The 15,756-nt window shown below is 62.8% G+C and carries 16 protein-coding genes; 11 read left to right on the top strand and 5 right to left on the bottom strand.

The genetic code is table 11. From position 1 onward, the window contains the following. Nucleotides 1–15: 15 nt before the first annotated feature. Nucleotides 16–399: a phasin family protein gene (locus tag ABLE71_RS23730; RefSeq protein WP_348785953.1), complete on the bottom strand. Its 384-nt coding sequence runs from the start codon at nucleotides 397–399 to the stop codon at nucleotides 16–18. Between the two features lie 146 nt (nucleotides 400–545). Next, complete coding sequence (locus tag ABLE71_RS23725; RefSeq protein WP_348785952.1) at nucleotides 546–1,094, bottom strand: GNAT family N-acetyltransferase; 549 nt, start codon at nucleotides 1,092–1,094, stop codon at nucleotides 546–548. Between the two features lie 224 nt (nucleotides 1,095–1,318). Here ABLE71_RS23725 and ABLE71_RS23720 point away from each other — a divergent pair, with 224 nt between their 5' ends. The 5 genes from ABLE71_RS23720 to ABLE71_RS23700 all read left to right on the top strand — a co-directional run bounded on the left by ABLE71_RS23720 (nucleotide 1,319) and on the right by ABLE71_RS23700 (nucleotide 5,849). Then, entirely contained in the window at nucleotides 1,319–2,140 is an 822-nt protein-coding gene (locus tag ABLE71_RS23720) for a universal stress protein (RefSeq protein WP_348785951.1), read from the top strand. 302 nt (nucleotides 2,141–2,442) lie between these two features. After that, nucleotides 2,443–3,975, top strand: a complete 1,533-nt coding sequence (locus ABLE71_RS23715; protein WP_348786014.1) for a PAS domain S-box protein — start codon at nucleotides 2,443–2,445, stop codon at nucleotides 3,973–3,975. Then, the gene (gene fixJ / locus ABLE71_RS23710) at nucleotides 3,962–4,582 is read left to right on the top strand and encodes a response regulator FixJ (RefSeq protein WP_348785950.1); all 621 of its coding nucleotides are present in this window, start codon (nucleotides 3,962–3,964) and stop codon (nucleotides 4,580–4,582) included. Before ABLE71_RS23715 ends, fixJ begins: the two co-directional genes overlap by 14 nt. 176 nt (nucleotides 4,583–4,758) lie before the next feature. Next, nucleotides 4,759–5,106 (top strand): hypothetical protein, encoded by a 348-nt coding sequence (locus ABLE71_RS23705; RefSeq protein WP_348785949.1) that lies wholly within the window; start codon nucleotides 4,759–4,761, stop codon nucleotides 5,104–5,106. 86 nt (nucleotides 5,107–5,192) lie between these two features. Beyond that, complete coding sequence (locus ABLE71_RS23700; RefSeq protein ID WP_348785948.1) at nucleotides 5,193–5,849, top strand: helix-turn-helix domain-containing protein; 657 nt, start codon at nucleotides 5,193–5,195, stop codon at nucleotides 5,847–5,849. A 113-nt stretch (nucleotides 5,850–5,962) separates the two neighbouring features. Here ABLE71_RS23700 and ABLE71_RS23695 read toward each other — a convergent pair whose 3' ends face one another. Continuing rightward, complete coding sequence (locus ABLE71_RS23695; protein WP_348785947.1) at nucleotides 5,963–6,367, bottom strand: host attachment protein; 405 nt, start codon at nucleotides 6,365–6,367, stop codon at nucleotides 5,963–5,965. A gap of 98 nt (nucleotides 6,368–6,465) precedes the next feature. Continuing rightward, on the bottom strand, nucleotides 6,466–7,302 hold the full coding sequence (locus ABLE71_RS23690; RefSeq protein ID WP_348785946.1) for a universal stress protein: 837 nt from the start codon (nucleotides 7,300–7,302) through the stop codon (nucleotides 6,466–6,468). Between the two features lie 287 nt (nucleotides 7,303–7,589). Between ABLE71_RS23690 and trxC the strand changes: the two genes are divergently transcribed. Continuing rightward, nucleotides 7,590–8,036, top strand: coding sequence for a thioredoxin TrxC (trxC, locus tag ABLE71_RS23685; RefSeq protein ID WP_348786013.1), 447 nt, complete (start codon nucleotides 7,590–7,592; stop codon nucleotides 8,034–8,036). 13 nt (nucleotides 8,037–8,049) lie between these two features. Beyond that, nucleotides 8,050–9,303 (top strand): MgtC/SapB family protein, encoded by a 1,254-nt coding sequence (locus ABLE71_RS23680; protein WP_348785945.1) that lies wholly within the window; start codon nucleotides 8,050–8,052, stop codon nucleotides 9,301–9,303. Between the two features lie 21 nt (nucleotides 9,304–9,324). Here ABLE71_RS23680 and ABLE71_RS23675 read toward each other — a convergent pair whose 3' ends face one another. Next, nucleotides 9,325–9,666, bottom strand: coding sequence for a metalloregulator ArsR/SmtB family transcription factor (locus tag ABLE71_RS23675; RefSeq protein WP_348785944.1), 342 nt, complete (start codon nucleotides 9,664–9,666; stop codon nucleotides 9,325–9,327). Between the two features lie 138 nt (nucleotides 9,667–9,804). On the opposite strand from ABLE71_RS23675, the gene ABLE71_RS23670 reads away from it, so the two are divergent. Genes ABLE71_RS23670 through ABLE71_RS23655 form a run of 4 tightly spaced genes read left to right on the top strand, consistent with a single transcriptional unit; the run spans nucleotide 9,805 to nucleotide 15,679 of the window. Continuing rightward, nucleotides 9,805–11,097 (top strand): FAD/NAD(P)-binding oxidoreductase, encoded by a 1,293-nt coding sequence (locus ABLE71_RS23670; RefSeq protein ID WP_348785943.1) that lies wholly within the window; start codon nucleotides 9,805–9,807, stop codon nucleotides 11,095–11,097. 30 nt (nucleotides 11,098–11,127) lie between these two features. Continuing rightward, nucleotides 11,128–11,331 carry a DUF2892 domain-containing protein gene (locus ABLE71_RS23665; RefSeq protein ID WP_348785942.1) on the top strand — a complete coding sequence of 68 codons (204 nt, stop codon included), beginning with the start codon at nucleotides 11,128–11,130 and terminating at the stop codon, nucleotides 11,329–11,331. A 56-nt stretch (nucleotides 11,332–11,387) separates the two neighbouring features. Further along, entirely contained in the window at nucleotides 11,388–12,401 is a 1,014-nt protein-coding gene (locus tag ABLE71_RS23660) for an efflux RND transporter periplasmic adaptor subunit (RefSeq protein WP_348785941.1), read from the top strand. Continuing rightward, on the top strand, nucleotides 12,398–15,679 hold the full coding sequence (locus tag ABLE71_RS23655; protein WP_348785940.1) for an efflux RND transporter permease subunit: 3,282 nt from the start codon (nucleotides 12,398–12,400) through the stop codon (nucleotides 15,677–15,679). The genes ABLE71_RS23660 and ABLE71_RS23655 overlap by 4 nt, the downstream gene beginning before the upstream one ends. Nucleotides 15,680–15,756: the final 77 nt, after the last annotated feature.

Below are 15,756 nucleotides of genomic sequence, written 5' to 3'. Positions count from 1 at the left end.
CCGCCCGCGTTCGCCTCATGCGACTGTCTGCGCCGCCATGTCCCCGATCGTGGCCTCGGCTTGGTTGCGCAGACGCTTCGCCGTTTCGGAGGCGAGCCTGGAGCCTATCGAGGCGATCTTGCCCGCTTCGGTTGCGTATTGCGCGGTGGCGTTCTGAACAAAAGTGCCGACCACGTCGAGCGCATCGTTGAATTCCACGCTCTCCGCAAGATCGTCCATCAGCTTCATATCCTGTTCGTAGCGGTGCTTCAGGAAGGCGAGCGTCTCGATCTGGTAGCGCATCGCGGCACTGAAGGCATGAGCCTGGAGACGCAGACTCGCGTGAAGCATCTGCTGCCCGCCGGCGACCACGGGCACGGATGGAACCGCAAAAGGCGACTGTTCGATCTTCGCTGTCATGACACGCTCCCCGGTTCACGCGACCGATGGGCCGCGAAGGCAAACGTTACCTGCCGGGAGAGTGCGCCACTTTGACCTGCATCAAGCGACAGGCTGAAAACTCATGCCGAAGGGCAGAGCGTCTTGAACCTCGGGTGAAACGTTCACTAGGACAGATGCTTCCGGATAAGCACCAGGGTTGCATCGTCCGGGTAGCTTTCCGCGACAAAACCCTGTTCCAGCTCGAGTTCGATGGCGTCGTGATTCTGGCGGCTCTCTATAGACTCGAGCGTCTGAACACCCTTGGCCTGGGCATATCGTGCGACATGGCGCAGCATTTCCCAGCCGACCCCTCTGTGCTTGTATTCGGCACGGATGGAGATCGCCACCTCGCCCTTGTCGAGGCTGGCATCGCAGGCCAGCATGGCCGTGGCGATGATGGTCTTGCCATCCTGCGCGAAGGCGAGCAGGTTCTCGGTCCGCCGGTGGTCGACATTCGTCATTGCCACCAGGCGCTCATGGCTTACCTCCCGCAACCCGCCAAGAAACCGGAAGCGCAGGTCTTCCGGCGTAACATGCCTGAAGAAATCGGCAAGCGCCGCCTCGTCGTCGGGGCGCGCCGGGCGTACATGGAATGTAAGTCCGGTGCGCGTGGTGAGGTCGCGGCCTCCGTCATCGACCTTCTTTCCCGGTGCCTGATGGACGCTAGCTTTCATCGGTAGTCTCCTTCGATCGGCGCTGCTGGTAGGTATTCATCACTTCTGAGACCAATCGCACGCGACCGCATTGACACCGGTCAAACGGTGGGGTCGCTCCGCGAACGAGGCGTTGGTGCGTGTCACGGGCTGGCGGCGGGGCGATTGTTGATCGGAGTCAAGGCGTCGCTCCGTGCGGCAAGTACTGTCCGGCTCGACGGAAAGTCAGATGAAGGAACGCCCCGATGAGCTACAAAACCATCCTAGTGAATCTCGACATCGACGGACCAGTTGCCCCTGTCGTCAGGCTTGCGGCCGGTTTGGCCGCCCGCTTTGACGCGAAGCTTGTTGGATTCTGTGCCGCCGATGCGCCCTTGCCCATGGCCAGCCCCGACGGCGCCGGGCTTGCGGCGGAAGTGTGGCAGCAACTCAGGGAAGACATCGAGCGCCGGCAGAAGGAACTGCATGCGGAATTCGACCGAATTGTCGCGGGCTCCGTCGAGGCGGAGTGGCGTGAGTCGCTCGATAGTCCGACCCGTGCCCTGACCACCGCATCGAGGCTCGCCGATCTCGTCATCATGAGCGCATCGCGAAACGCTTCCACCGGCAATGCATACCGGGTTGCGGATCCCGGAAGCGTGGTCCTCCAGGCTGGCCGGCCCCTGCTGGTCGCCGCCGAGAATACCGAGCAAGTGCCGACGAAGACCGTGGTCATCGCCTGGAAGGACACGCGCGAGGCGCGCCGCGCGGTGGCCGACGCCGTGCCGCTGCTTTTGTCGGCCAAAGAGGTGATCGTCGTAACGGTCGATCCGGCGCCGGACAGGTGGATCGGCGCCGGTATCGCGGACGTTGCTGAATTTCTCACGCGTCACGGAATCAAACCGCGAACCGAAATGGTGGAGGCGACGAATGAAGGCGAAAAATTGAGCGAGTTCGTAGCTTCCTGCCATGCCGATCTCGTAGTGTCCGGCGCCTATGGCCACAGCCGATTGCGGGAATGGGTATTCGGCGGCGTCACCCGGTCCCTGCTCGATCAGGTTGGGCTCAACCGTTTCATGTCGAGCTGACGACCGGCTCACATAGTTTCGACAGAGGCGCTCACGTACTGATCGAGGCCGACGCAAAAACTCTCCGGTCAAGCTTATGGCTGGCGGCCACGCGGCATCGCCGGCACGGGCGTCATCGTGCTCGGCAGCTCACACCGAGCTTTATTTAGGATAACCGCCGATATATCGTCGGCTTGGTCGCGTTCATTCCCGGTGTCGTCCCCAAGATCAGCCGTTCGCCCTTTCCAGTCAGGCTGACAATGAAGACGCAACGGGAGCTGTCGCCGCGATGCGCTGATATGATTTCCAGACTTGGTGGTGCGATGCCGGCGCGAGACAATTTGGGCATTCAGAGCGGGTTCCTGCAGACGGTTTTCTCTCGCCGTTTCGAGGGTTGGTCCGGATATGCCCTCGCTTTTGCGGCAATTGCAGTCGTGTTTGCCATTCGCCTTGCCTTGCAAGGTTTTCTGCAGAGCGACGCCGCGTTCGTTCTCTTCGTTCCGGCGATCCTGGTGGTGTCGATCGCAGGCGGAATGGGACCCGGCCTGTTTGCCTCAGCGCTTGCACTGCTTGGCGCTTTCCACCTCGCCGCGCCCACGGAGAATCTATGGTTGCAACTGGCGATCTTTGCAGTTGTCGGATTGGCAATCGCCTGGATAGGCAAGATGCTGCATGACGCGCGCCGCGCCATTGACGGCACAAAAGCGGCCCTGAAGTCGCGCGAAGCCCATTTGCGGTCCATCCTCGACACCGTGCTCGACGCGACAATAGTGATCGAACACGACGGAACGATCGTGTCCTTCAATGCCGCGGCAATCCGTCAATTCGGCTACAGCGAATCGGAAGTCATCGGACGAAACGTTCACATCCTGATGCCCGAGCCATATCACCGCGAGCATGACGGCTATATTCAGCGCTATCTCAAGACTGGAGAGAAGCGCATCATCGGCGTCGACCGCGTTGTGGTGGGTCGACGGAAGGACGGCTCCACCTTTCCGATGAAACTCGCCGTCGGCGAAACGAAGGCGGGCGGCAAGACCTTCTTCACCGGCTTCATCCGAGACCTGACGGAACGCCAGCAATCCGAGACCCGTCTGCAGGAAATCCAGGGGGAACTTGCACGGCTGGCGCGCCTCAATGAACTGGGAGAGATGGCCTCGACCCTTGCGCATGAACTCAATCAGCCGCTTGCGGCAATCGCGAACTATACGCAAGGTTGCGTACGGCTTCTCAATGGCATGGGCGACGAGATCGCCGGTCGTATGAGGGAGGCGCTGGAAGAAACGGCGAAGCAGTCGTTGCGCGCCGGCGGCATCATCCGGCACTTGCGCGAATTCGTGACCCGGGGTGAAACCGAGAAGACTCCTGAAGACATCCGCAAGCTGATCGAGGAAGCTGGAGCGCTTGCGCTGGTAGGGTCGCTGGAGCGCGGAGTACGCTCGGTTTTCGACTTTTCCTCGGATGGCGAAACGGTCATGGTGGATCGCGTGCAGATCCAGCAGGTCCTGATCAATCTCATGCGCAACGCGATGGAAGCGATGCGCGAAAGCGAGAGGCGGCAACTGTCGGTGAGTACGGCTTCCAATGGCGACGGAACCGTGGTCGTCGAGGTCGCCGACACCGGGCCTGGCATTTCGGACGAGATCGCGGCACGGCTGTTTCAGCCTTTCGTCACCAGCAAGCCGGGCGGCATGGGTATCGGGCTTTCCATCTCCAGGCGTATCGTGGAGGCCCATGGCGGCAGACTGTCGGCCAGCCGCAATGCCGAGGGCGGTGCAACATTTCGATTCTCGCTGCCCACGGTTGAAGCGGCGAGTTCGGCAGACAAGGAAGACAGTGCGAATGCGAACCGATGATTACGTCGTGCACATTGTCGACGATGAGGAGCCGGTGCGGAAATCGCTCGCCTTCCTCCTGGCAACGTCGGGCTTCACCGTCCGGCTGCACGACTCCGCGACGAGCTTCCTGTCCGTTGCGGCCGATATCGGCAATGCCTGCCTGGTGACGGATCTCAGGATGCCGGACATGAGCGGAGTGGATCTGCTGGCACAATTGAAAGAAATGAACGCCATGCTGCCTGCCATCGTCATAACCGGACATGGCGACGTGCCGATGGCGGTTGCAGCGATGAAGTCAGGCGCGCTCGACTTCATCGAAAAGCCGTTCGAGGACGAGGTTCTGATTGACGCGATCAGGCGGGCGGCGGAGCGCATCACTGGAAAGCCGGACAATATCGAGGATGTCGCGGCCATCCGGGAACGGTTTGACCAGCTCAGCGACCGTGAAACACAGGTGCTGTCAGCGGTCGTCGCGGGGCTGCCAAACAAGTCCATCGCCTATGATCTCAATATCAGTCCTCGGACCGTTGAGATCCATCGCGCGAATGTCATGACCAAAATGCAGGCCAGAAGCCTGCCGGAGCTGGTCCGGATGACGATTGCGATCGACCACGGCAGATCGTAGGCCGTCGCGCACGGTCCGCGGGACCTGTGGACGCTAAAACCCATGAGCGCGGTGCGGCAATTCCGTACTCTGGGATTTCTGCCCTGTTTTGATCTGCCGCAAGGCGTGCTTGGTCGAACCCGCGAAAAATGCCGGCTAACCGTTCGAATGGAACGCGTCTGACGGAGATTTCGCGATTGACCAGAACTGATCACGTGCTTGCCGTTATTCCGGACCGGGATTTTCGGCATTCGGTCGTGTTCGCGCTGGGAACCGAGGGGTTCGCGGTCGACAGCTGCGCCGACCTGTCGGAGGCCTTGGCCTCGCTGCAAGTGGACGAGGCCGCCTGTATCATCGTGGACGACAAGGCGGTCGACGACTGGCGCCTTGCGGCCGATCAGTTCAGTCGTTTCGCAAAACCCGTTGTCCTCCTCATCAGTTTTCTACGGCCGATTCCCGAGTTATCCCAGGTCACGTTCGTGACGAAACCTTTTCTTGGGGCGCCGCTTATCGATGCTGTCCGCCGCGCGGTGGCGGGCAACTAGGTAGTTTCCCTTAAGGACATGACCGAATTTCGGACTGCCGGAATATACGCGATTGCTGTCTCGCAACAACGAATTGGGAGACGGTCATGGCTATCCTGGAAACGCCCCGGATTTCTTTCCATCAGCAAGATGCCTGGTTCTCTCGCGATGAGCGAGTGCAGCCGGCCCCAGCGTTGGCCCCGCAGCCGCCCTCCTTCTATCCCGCAGGCGCCGAGATTTATGCCCAGGGCGAAAAGTGCGGCAACCTCTACCGGGTCGAATTCGGCGCCGTGCGGATTTATCGGTTGCTCGCCGATGGCCGGCGCCAGATTTCGGCTTTCCATCTCACCGGAGAAACGTTCGGGTTCGAAGCCGACGACACCCATCACTTCTTCGCCGAGGCCATCAGCGCGACCGGCATCCGGATCCTGCGCGCGGCCCGTGACAAGGATCTTTCGACGGAACTGCTGCCGATCGCCCTGAAAGGCCTTGTGAGAGCCCAGGAACATCTGCTCGTGCTCGGCCGGCAGAATGCCATCGAACGCATTGCCGCCTTTCTGACCGACTTGGCCGAGCGCCAGGGCGGATTGAGGAAGATCGAACTGCCGATGTCGCGCACCGACATTGGCGACTATCTGGGCTTGACCATCGAGACCGTGTCACGCGGGTTCACCAAGCTGAAGCAAAAGGGCATTATCAGATTGCCAAACCTGCGCAGCGTCGAGGTCGTCAGGTGGCAAACGCTCCACGACATGGCAGCCTGACAGCCTTCGGCAACTTGTCCCGTCGATCTTCAGGACGGCGTGCCAGCGAAAAGGGGCCGAGCGCTACGCTCCGGCCCCTTTTCCGTCGCTAACCCAAGAGGGCTCCGGTCAGCCTAGGCTGCAGTGATCGCCGTTCGTATCGACTCGGCGGTGCCGCCGGCAAGATTCTTGGCAAGCTGACCGATCAACTTCGCCACAAGCACGTCGTGGAAATGCTTGCGCAGTTCTCCGAGCGTACGCGGGTCGGCGATGATCAGTATATGGTCGATCCTGCCCGCCAGTGCCTCCCGGTTCAGATGCCCGGCGGCGGCCGCGGCGAAATCGTCCTCCTCGATGCGCGACCTGTCGGGATTGGCGGTACTGCTGCGATGACGGGAGCCCGATCCAGTGTTGCCGCTGCCAAGATCAGGGTCCGGCATAGGCGCAAGATCGATGTGCGGTTCGTGACCGTTGTTGCGGAAGAGCCGCATTCTTTCGCCGTCGATGACCGCGACGACAGCGCCATTTGGCAGGATCATTTCATTCTCCATTGGTTTTGACTGCGGTGAGTCTTTCGGGCGCAGGCCCGTGCGGCTCAGGCAAGCGTCGCCGTCGCCGAACTTTTTTGAACTGGCCGCTAGCGCGCCAACAGGATCGGCAGCGGCGGTTCCTCCAGCATCGATCTCGTCACGCCGCCAAAGATGCGTTCGCGCAGGCGCGAATGTCCGTAGGCGCCCATCACAAGCATGTCGGCCGTCGTGTCGACCGCGTGGCGGCGCAGCACGTCGCCCACCGAACCTCCCTCGCGCGGCAGCCTGTCCACTGTGACCTTCGCCCCATGGCGCGCAAGATAGGCGGCGGCGTCCGCGCCTGGCTCGCCTCCCTGCTGGAACTCGCCGGTTGTCGGATCGACCAGCACCAGGCGCACTTCCTGGGCGGCGGCCAGCAGCGGCCGGGCCTCGTGGACGGCCCGCGATGCTTCGAACCGCGAATCCCAGGCGACCATGATCCGCTTGGGGTTCAATGTAGCCGTGGACCCAGCCGGAACGAGCAACAGCGGCTTGCCGGACGAAAACAGCGCCCCTTCGATCACCTTTTCCTTGAGTGTACCGGCTGCCAGCAGATCGGGCCCGGCAACGATGAGATCCGCGTAGTGCGCACGCCGTCCGACGGCCTCATCGGCCGAAGCGATTTCCGCGTATGTGCTCGATATGTCGGTCGAAATCGCGCGACTGGCGATCGACGCCGAGACCGCTTCCGTGCGGGCCTTCAGCTTTTCCTCGTCGGCCTGCCGCTCTTCCAGCCAAGCTTCGGAGACGACCGCGGCGTATTCGCCGATCGGCGGCGGTGCTGCCAACGCCATTACCAGCACGGAAAGATGCGCGTTGACCTCCTCGCAAAGATCGGCCGCGAGCTTTAGGTCGGCATCGCCCGTCTCGGTGCCGACCACCGTTAGTATCGTCTTGAAGGCCATGATAGCTGCTCCGTTTTGCAGAGGAATAATCCGATCCATCTCGGGTTACACTATCCGCCGCTGCCGGCACGATCCTTGCGCTGGGTCAAATCATGAGGCTGATGAATCATGCAGGATGTTCGCGGTGATCATCCTGACCAATCGCAAAGCATCGACGTGGAAGTCATTCTGAACGCACTCCCCGCCGCAAATGTGACCACAGCCTGGCGCTTGACGGCATCCCTAGCAGAGGAACAGCATGGGTCGCTTTGGTCACTGCCGACTTAATGCAACTGGGGACCGTGGCCGTGGATGACAACCTAATTGTCTGCAGCGAATGCGGAAGCGTCAACCGCGTGCCAAAGGCGCGGCGTATCGCCGATGCCAAATGCGGCAGTTGCGGCGCCAGGATTTTCAGCGGCCACCCTCGCGACGTCGGCGGAGCGACGTTTGACCGCCACGTCACCCGTAACACGCTGCCGGTCCTGGTGGATGTCTGGGCGCCTTGGTGCGGCCCGTGCCGAACAATGGCGCCGGCCTACGCGGCGGCCGCGCTCGAACTCGAGCCGCGGGTCGTGCTGACAAAGCTCAATTCGGACGATGAGCCTGCCATTTCAACGAGGCTCGGCATCCGAGGCATTCCGACCATGATTCTGTTTCACGGCGGCAAGGAAGTGGCTCGCACGTCGGGCGCAATGTCGACCGGACAGATCGTCAGGTGGGTCCGCGACCATCTGCCTTCGGTCGCGGCCTGAGCCCGGTTCGACGATGGACCCGCTCATAGCCCGGCTCGGTCTGGCCCTGGCTATCGGCCTGCTTGTCGGAGTCGAGCGCGGCTGGCGCGAGCGCGATGCGCCCGATCGAAGCCGCACGGCGGGAATTCGTACCTATGGGCTATCCGGGCTTCTCGGCGGCGTCTTCGCCGCGCTGGCGGACGCCACCGAGGCGCCCTTCCTGCTTGCGGTCGGCTTCATCGGATTTGCAGCGGTCTTCGCCTGGTATAAGTCACGGGAAGCGGCCAGCGACCAGGATTTCAGCGTTACGGGCGTCATCGCGGGGCTTGGCGTATTCGCGCTCGGGGCCCTGGCGGTCGCCGGCGACTATCGCGCGGCGGCAGCCGGCGGCGCCGCGCTCGCCGCCGTTCTTGCGAGCCGGGAGCTTCTGCATGGACTGCTGAGGCGCCTGACCTGGATCGAATTGCGCTCGGCCTTGATCCTGGCCGTGATGACCGCGGTAGTCCTGCCCTTGCTGCCGGACCGGACGATCGATCCCTGGGGCGGTTTGAATCCGCGTGAGATCTGGTTTTTTACCGTGTTAGTCGCTGCGATCTCGTTCCTCGGCTACGTCGCCGTCCGTATTCTAGGGTCAACCCGCGGCTTGTTGGTCAGCGCTGTAGCTGGCGCCGTGGTTTCGTCGACGGCGGTAACCGTCGCGCTCGCGCGCACGGCAAAGGCAGGCGGCAGCCCGTTGCCGCTGGCCGGCGCCGCGGCATTGGCGGCGATGGTCTCGATCCTGCGCGTCTGCGTCGTCGTGATGCTCGTCGAGCCGGCGCCTATTTCCAAGATTGCGCCACCGGCGCTGGCGGCTGCGCTGTGCTTCGCCGCCTGCGGAGCCTTGCTGCTGCGGCGTTCAGATGGGCAGGCGGCAGGTGAAACGCTGACGCGCAATCCCTTCGAGATCGGACCGCTGCTGCTTTTCGCCCTGCTCTTCGCCATCGTCTCCATGATAAGCGCGGCGTTTGCCGGCCGCGTGGGCGGGAGTGGACTGCTGGCGACATCGGCACTGTCGGCCCTGTTCGACGTGGACGTAGCCGTGCTGAGCACGTTGCGGCTGATAGGAGCGTCGGTCACCCCCCCGATGGCTGCGGTCGCCGTGCTCGCGGCTCTCGCCGCCAATGCGCTTGGACGCCTCGGTCTCGCCCTGATGGCCGGCCCAATCCGCTTCACTGCGCCACTACTTGTCGCCACCGCGGCCGCGATCGCATTGGGTTTCGCGACCTACGTCCTGCTGCCAAGCTCCTGAGGCACCGACACAAAGCAGCGGTCATCGCGCAGCGGGAGCACAAAATGCCTCGTGCAGTGCATCGACCACCGTCAACACCTCCGGCCGCACAATTCGGTAGTAGACGGTGGTTCCCTCCCGCCGCGAACCGACCAGCCCATCGGCTCTCAGCCGCATGAGCTGCTGCGACATCGGCACCTGCTCGATGTCAAGTTCCTCCCTGAGCTGAGCAACGGATTTCTCTTCGCTGCCCAACGCGCACAACACCAGCAACCGCTGCGGATGCGAGATGCTGCGCAGGAGGTCGGCGGCCTTGCCTGATGCGGGTATCATTTCTTTTACATTCATATTCTTGAATTTATAATCTCTGAATGTTACATGCAAGCCCACACCGGCTGTATGCGCGAAAGCGGCGTGGAACTGAAGGTTGGCGGGCCGAACTAAACGCCGAATTGAGCGGGATCAAAGCGGAACGCGCGACAAGAGCAAAAATAGGGCAAACGCGGGAAGAGGAAATACCCCATGTCACACGTCGTCGTTCTCGGTGCCGGTCTCGGCGGCACCATCATGGCCTATGAGATGAAGGACAAGATGCGCCCGGAAGACAGGCTCACCGTGGTCAACATGGGAGCGAGCTATTCTTTCGTGCCTTCGAACCCCTGGATTGCGGTCGGGTGGCGCAAGCGGGAAGACATCACCGTCGACCTGTCGCCAGTTCTTGCCAAACGAGGCATCGCGCTGAGGCCCGAGGGTGCACGGCGCGTGCATCCCAAAGAAAACCGGATCGAGCTCAACGACGGCTCCTTTCTCGACTACGACTATCTCATCATCGCCACCGGGCCGGACCTCGCATTCGACGAGGTCGCGGGACTTGGACCCGATGGACACACCCAGTCGATCTGCCAGGTCGATCATGCGATGCAGGCAAAGGCCGCTTTCGATGAGCTGGTCGCGAAACCTGGACCAATCGTCGTTGGCGCCGCTCCTGGCGCGTCGTGTTTCGGCCCGGCATACGAATTCGCCTTCATTCTCGACACGGCCCTGAGGTCAGCGCGCAAGCGCGACCAGGTCCCGATGACGTTCGTTACTCCGGAGCCGTATATCGGTCATCTCGGCCTCGACGGCGTTGGCGACACCAAAGGTCTGATGGAAAGCGCGATGCGCGAGCGCCACATCAAGTGGATCACCAACGCCAGGATGACGAAGGTCGACGCCGGACGCATGTCGGTCGAGGAGGTCAACGAGGACGGCACCATCAAGGCGACCCATGAGCTGCCTTTCGCTTTCTCGATGATGCTGCCGGCCTTTCGCGGCGTCCCGGCCGTTCACGGCATCGAGGGGTTGACCAATCCGCGCGGCTTCATCCTCATCGACAAATATCAGCGCAACCCGGCCTTTTCGAACGTGTTCGCCATAGGCGTTTGCGTTGCCATTCCGCCCACGGGAAAGACGCCGCTGGCCGTCGGCGTGCCCAAGACCGGTTTCATGATCGAATCCATGGTGACGGCCACCGCCGCCAACGTGGCCGCGCTGCTGCGCGGAGAAGAACCGCGGGCGGTCGCCACTTGGAACGCGGTCTGCCTCGCCGATTTCGGCGACCAAGGCATCGCCTTCGTCGCTCAGCCGCAGATCCCGCCGCGCAACGTCAACTGGTCGTCCCAGGGCAAATGGGTCCATGCGGCCAAGGTCGGCTTCGAGAAATATTTCCTGCACAAGGTGCGGCAGGGCCGAAGCGAAACTTTTTATGAAAACCTGGCGCTGGATCTGCTCGGTATCAAGAAGCTCAAGGATATTCACATCGAGCCAGCGGAATGATTTCGCCGGCTGCAATCTAAGGAGAAGAACATGACCATCGATCGTGCCGTTCTGATGTTTGCGGGAGCAATGGTGCTCGTCTCTCTGGCGCTTGGCTACTTTGTCTCGCCTTGGTGGTATCTGCTGACTGCTTTCGCCGGTCTCAACATGATGCAGGCTTCGCTGACGGGGTTCTGTCCGGCGGCACTTATCTTCAAGCGGCTCGGCTGCAAGGCCGGCGTCGCCTTCAAATAGGACAGCTCGCCATTTCCGTGCCAGCCGCCAGTACGGCCTCCCGATTTAGAGTTCCGATGCGCCACCGCAAATTCAACCCGATCGTCGCTGCACTCCTGCTTGCCGGAACCGTCATCCCGTTGCCCGCAGGCGCGGCGGAGTTCGTGGTGAAGGCGGTCACGATCCCAGAGATGAAGGCGGTCTTCGGCGAGGTCGAAAGCCGTACGGTCGTCCCCGCACGCGCACGTATCCCCGGCACCCTTCGCGAAATCCGTGTCAGCGAAGGCAGCGAGGTCAGGGAAGGCGATGTCGTCGGCGTCGTAGTCGACGACAAGATCGCGCTTCAGCTGAATGCCGCGAACGCCAAGATCAAGGCGCTGGAGTCTCAGCTCGGAAACGCACGCACCGAAGTCGAACGGGCTGAACAACTCCTGAAGCAAGGCGTCGGCACGCAGAGCAGGCTCGACGCCGCCAGGACCACCTTCGAGGTCGCCATCAATCAGGTGGCGGCGGCGGAAGCCGACAAGGCGGTGATCGAACAGGGCGCGCGTGAAGGCGACGTGCTTGCGCCGGCCACGGGGCGTGTTCTGACGGTGCCGGTGACGCCGGGTTCCGTCATTCTTTCCGGCGAGGAGATCTGCCGCATCGCCACGGGACCCTATTACCTGCGGCTGTCACTGCCGGAGCGCCATGCCACGGAAATCGTCGAAGGCGCTTCGGTTGAGGTCGGCGAGCGCGGCCGGACGCAGTCCTCGGGCGAGCCCGTCGCCACACGCGGAGGAAGGATCGTCAAGGTCTATCCCGAGATCGTCGACGGCCGCGTCATCGCCGACGTCGACGTCGCCGATATCGGCAGCTATTTCGTCAACGAGCGCACGCTGGTCTCGATCCCCGTTGGCAAGCGATCGGTACTGGCTGTGCCGCCCAAGGCGGTGAAAGTGCTTCATGGCGTCGACTACGTCCGCATCGCGACCGCCGGCGGCGAGATGGAAGTCGCCGTCATTCTCGGCCAGGCGTTCGAGCACGGCGGCGAAGAACTGGTCGAGATCCTGACCGGGCTGCATGACGGCGACCGGGTCGTGCTGCCATGACACAGTCTTCCGGGGGGCTGGGCATAGCCGGAGGACTGACGCGCGCCTTCATCGCCTCGCCGCTGACGCCACTCCTGCTGCTGGCCGCGCTGGCGCTCGGGCTCATTGCGCTGGTTACCCTGCCGCGCGAGGAGGAGCCGCAGATATCAGTGCCGATGGTGGACATCCACGTCAGCGCCAACGGCCTGAATGCGGAAGACGCCGTCAAGCTCGTCACCGAGCCGCTGGAGACCATTGTCAAGAGCATCGACGGTGTCGAGCACGTCTATTCGCAGACCGAAGACGACGGGGCGTTGGTCACCGCCCGCTTCAAGGTCGGCACGAATTCGGACACCGCCGTCCTGAGGGTGCACGACAAGGTCCGCGCCAACATGGACCGCATCCCGGTCGGGGTCCCCGAGCCGCTGATTGTCGGGCGCGGCATCGACGACGTTGCGATCGTCGTGATCACGTTGCGGCCGACCCAGGAAGCGACAGCGCGCTGGACCTCGAACGGACTGACCCGGCTGGCACGGGAACTGCAGGTTGAGGTCTCGAAGCTCCCGGATGTCGGCCTGACCTACATAGTGGGTGAGCAACCCGAGACGATCCAGGTCGAGCCGGACCCCGAGAGGCTTTCGCTCTATGGCATCACGCTTCAGCAACTCGCCGCCAAGATCGAAGGCGCCAACCGGTCGTTCCGGATCGGCACCGTTCGCGACAACGGCGGGCAAAGAGCTATCGTGGCCGGCCAGACGCTGCAGGAATTGCCTCAGATCGGCAATCTGCTGCTTACAGCGCGCGATGGGAGGCCGGTCTACGTGCGCGATGTCGCGCGGGTAGTGCTGGCGACCGAGTCTGCTGAAAACCGCGTGACCGACATCCGCAAGACGGACACCCGCCTTGAGCGCGCACCGGCTGTCTCGCTCGCCATCGCCAAGCGGCCAGGCACCAATGCCGTCGTCATCGCCGAGGAGATCGTTCACCGCATCGAACAGGTGCGCGGCCAGATCTTCCCGAAAGAGGTGGAGATGACGGTCACGCGCGACTACGGCGAGACCGCCAATGAAAAGGCCAACGAGCTGCTGTTCCATTTGGGGCTGGCGACGATCTCGATCGTCGTGCTCGTCGCCATAGCCATCGGCTGGCGGGAGGCGATCGTCGTTGCTGTTGTCATCCCGACGACCATTCTGCTCACCCTCTTCGCCTCATGGGCGATGGGCTATACGCTCAACCGCGTCAGCCTTTTCGCGCTGATTTTCTCGATCGGCATCCTTGTCGATGACGCCATCGTCGTGATCGAGAACATCGCCCGCCACTGGGCGATGGGAGACGGCCGCCCACGCGCGGCTGCCGCGATCGATGCCGTCGCCGAGGTCGGCAATCCCACCATCGTCGCGACTTTGACGGTGGTGGCCGCCCTCCTGCCGATGCTTTTCGTTTCGGGCATGATGGGCCCCTATATGAGCCCGATCCCGGCCAACGCCTCGGCCGCCATGCTTTTTTCATTCTTCGTCGCCGTCATCCTCACGCCTTGGCTGATGCTGAGGATCAGCGGCCGGCATGCGGCCGCGCACCACGCCCATGACGCGGCCGAGGGCGGCCGGCTCGGCCGCTTCTATGTCGCCATCGCGCGGCCGATCTTGAAGAGCCGAGCCAGAGCCTGGGCGTTCCTCCTCGTCGTCGGCTTCGCCACCGTCGCTTCGCTCGGGCTCATCTACACCCAACACGTGACCGTCAAGCTGCTCCCCTTTGACAACAAGGCCAATCTCCAGGTCATGCTCGACCTGCCGAGAGGCTCTTCCGTCGAGGACACCGACCGAAGCTTGCAGCAAATGGTCGATCTGCTCGCGGCCGTACCGGAAATCGTCTCGTTTCAGACCTATGCGGGGACGGGCTCGCCCTTCGACTTCAACGGTCTGGTGCGCCATCAATACATGCGGTCGGAACCGCAGCAGGGCGACATCGCCGTAAACCTGCTGGCGAAGAGCGCCCGGGACCGGCCGAGCCACGCAGTGGCCCTCGACATCCGTGAACGCCTCAAGGCCCTCGATCTGCCAATGGGATCGGTGGTCAAGGTGGTGGAGCCGCCGCCCGGCCCGCCGGTGCTCGGTACGCTGCTCGCCGAGATTTATGGACCTGACCCCGAAACACGGCGCGCGGTGGCAGGGAAGGTACGCGAGGCGTTCGAAAGCGTTCCCTTCATCGTCGACATTGACGAGAGCTATCGCAACCAGGCCGAACGTGTCCGCATCTCGATCGATCAGGACAATCTCGAATACTACCGTGTCGAACAGTCGGACATCTACGATGCGCTGAACTCCCTCTACGGCGGCACCACGGTCGGATATTCGCACCGCGGCGACGGACGCCAGCCGATCCCGATCCGGATTGCACTGCCTAAGGCGGAATCGGTGATGGACGAGCGGACGCTTGCAACGCCGGTGCCGGCGAATGCGCTGCCCGGCGGACGCGACGTGGTCGAACTCGGCGACGTCGTCTCCATCACGCGCGAGGCTGCCTCGTTTCCGATCTTCCGGCACAACGGCCGCGCCGCGGAGATGGTCATCGCCGAGCTTGCCGGCTCCTACGAAGCACCCGTCTACGGCATGCTCGCCGTCGCCGACGCCATCGCCAAGGGCGACTGGGGCGATCTCCAGAAGCCTGTGATTGCGCTGCATGGCCAGCCGGACGACGAATCGAGGCCGACGCTTCTGTGGGACGGCGAATGGGAGGTGACCTGGGTGACCTTCCGCGACATGGGTGCGGCCTTCATGGTGGCGATCCTCGGCATCTACGTCCTCGTGGTGGCACAGTTCGGCTCCTTCCGGCTGCCGCTCGTCATCCTGACCCCGATTCCGCTCACCTTCATCGGCATCATGCTCGGCCATTGGCTGTTCGCGGCCCCCTTTTCCGCCACATCAATGATCGGCTTCATCGCGCTTGCCGGCATCATCGTGCGCAACTCGATCCTGCTGGTCGACTTCATCCGCCACGCGCAAGGGCCCGACCGGCCGTTGGTCGACGTCTTGCTGGAAGCGGGCGCCATCCGCTTCAAGCCAATCCTCCTGACGGCCATCGCGGCAATGATCGGCGCGGCTGTCATCCTGTCGGACCCTATCTTCCAGGGCCTGGCGATCTCGCTGCTGTTCGGCCTTGCCTCATCCACCGCGCTCACCGTGCTTGTCATTCCGGCGATTTATGTCGCATTGCGCGGCGGGAAGCGCGACGCACAGGGGGCGGCGGCGGCCGATCCATCGCATCCCGTGCTCGAACCGGCCCAGAGCGCATCGTTCTAAAAGCGTGTCGTCCCGGAAACGCCCCGCTGTTTGCTCGGGCGCAACGTTCTCGCCGTCACGATCGTCTCTGATGTGCT

The organism is Mesorhizobium sp. KR9-304 (genome assembly GCF_040049215.1).
GTDB lineage: Bacteria > Pseudomonadota > Alphaproteobacteria > Rhizobiales > Rhizobiaceae > Mesorhizobium_K.
The sequence above is the reverse complement of the archived record's forward strand: the minus strand, read 5'-3'. Positions and strand labels throughout refer to the sequence as shown.

Bases quoted from the DNA above. Each gene is read 5' to 3' on its own strand.
- ABLE71_RS23730 (WP_348785953.1), bottom strand. From the start codon at position 399: ATGACAGCGAAGATCGAACAGTCGCCTTTTGCGGTTCCATCCGTGCCC.
- ABLE71_RS23725 (WP_348785952.1), bottom strand. From the start codon at position 1,094: ATGAAAGCTAGCGTCCATCAGGCACCGGGAAAGAAGGTCGATGACGGA.
- ABLE71_RS23720 (WP_348785951.1), top strand. From the start codon at position 1,319: ATGAGCTACAAAACCATCCTAGTGAATCTCGACATCGACGGACCAGTT.
- ABLE71_RS23715 (WP_348786014.1), top strand. From the start codon at position 2,443: ATGCCGGCGCGAGACAATTTGGGCATTCAGAGCGGGTTCCTGCAGACG.
- fixJ (WP_348785950.1), top strand. From the start codon at position 3,962: ATGCGAACCGATGATTACGTCGTGCACATTGTCGACGATGAGGAGCCG.
- ABLE71_RS23700 (WP_348785948.1), top strand. From the start codon at position 5,193: ATGGCTATCCTGGAAACGCCCCGGATTTCTTTCCATCAGCAAGATGCC.
- ABLE71_RS23695 (WP_348785947.1), bottom strand. From the start codon at position 6,367: ATGATCCTGCCAAATGGCGCTGTCGTCGCGGTCATCGACGGCGAAAGA.
- ABLE71_RS23690 (WP_348785946.1), bottom strand. From the start codon at position 7,302: ATGGCCTTCAAGACGATACTAACGGTGGTCGGCACCGAGACGGGCGAT.
- ABLE71_RS23680 (WP_348785945.1), top strand. From the start codon at position 8,050: ATGGACCCGCTCATAGCCCGGCTCGGTCTGGCCCTGGCTATCGGCCTG.
- ABLE71_RS23670 (WP_348785943.1), top strand. From the start codon at position 9,805: ATGTCACACGTCGTCGTTCTCGGTGCCGGTCTCGGCGGCACCATCATG.
- ABLE71_RS23665 (WP_348785942.1), top strand. From the start codon at position 11,128: ATGACCATCGATCGTGCCGTTCTGATGTTTGCGGGAGCAATGGTGCTC.
- ABLE71_RS23660 (WP_348785941.1), top strand. From the start codon at position 11,388: ATGCGCCACCGCAAATTCAACCCGATCGTCGCTGCACTCCTGCTTGCC.
- ABLE71_RS23655 (WP_348785940.1), top strand. From the start codon at position 12,398: ATGACACAGTCTTCCGGGGGGCTGGGCATAGCCGGAGGACTGACGCGC.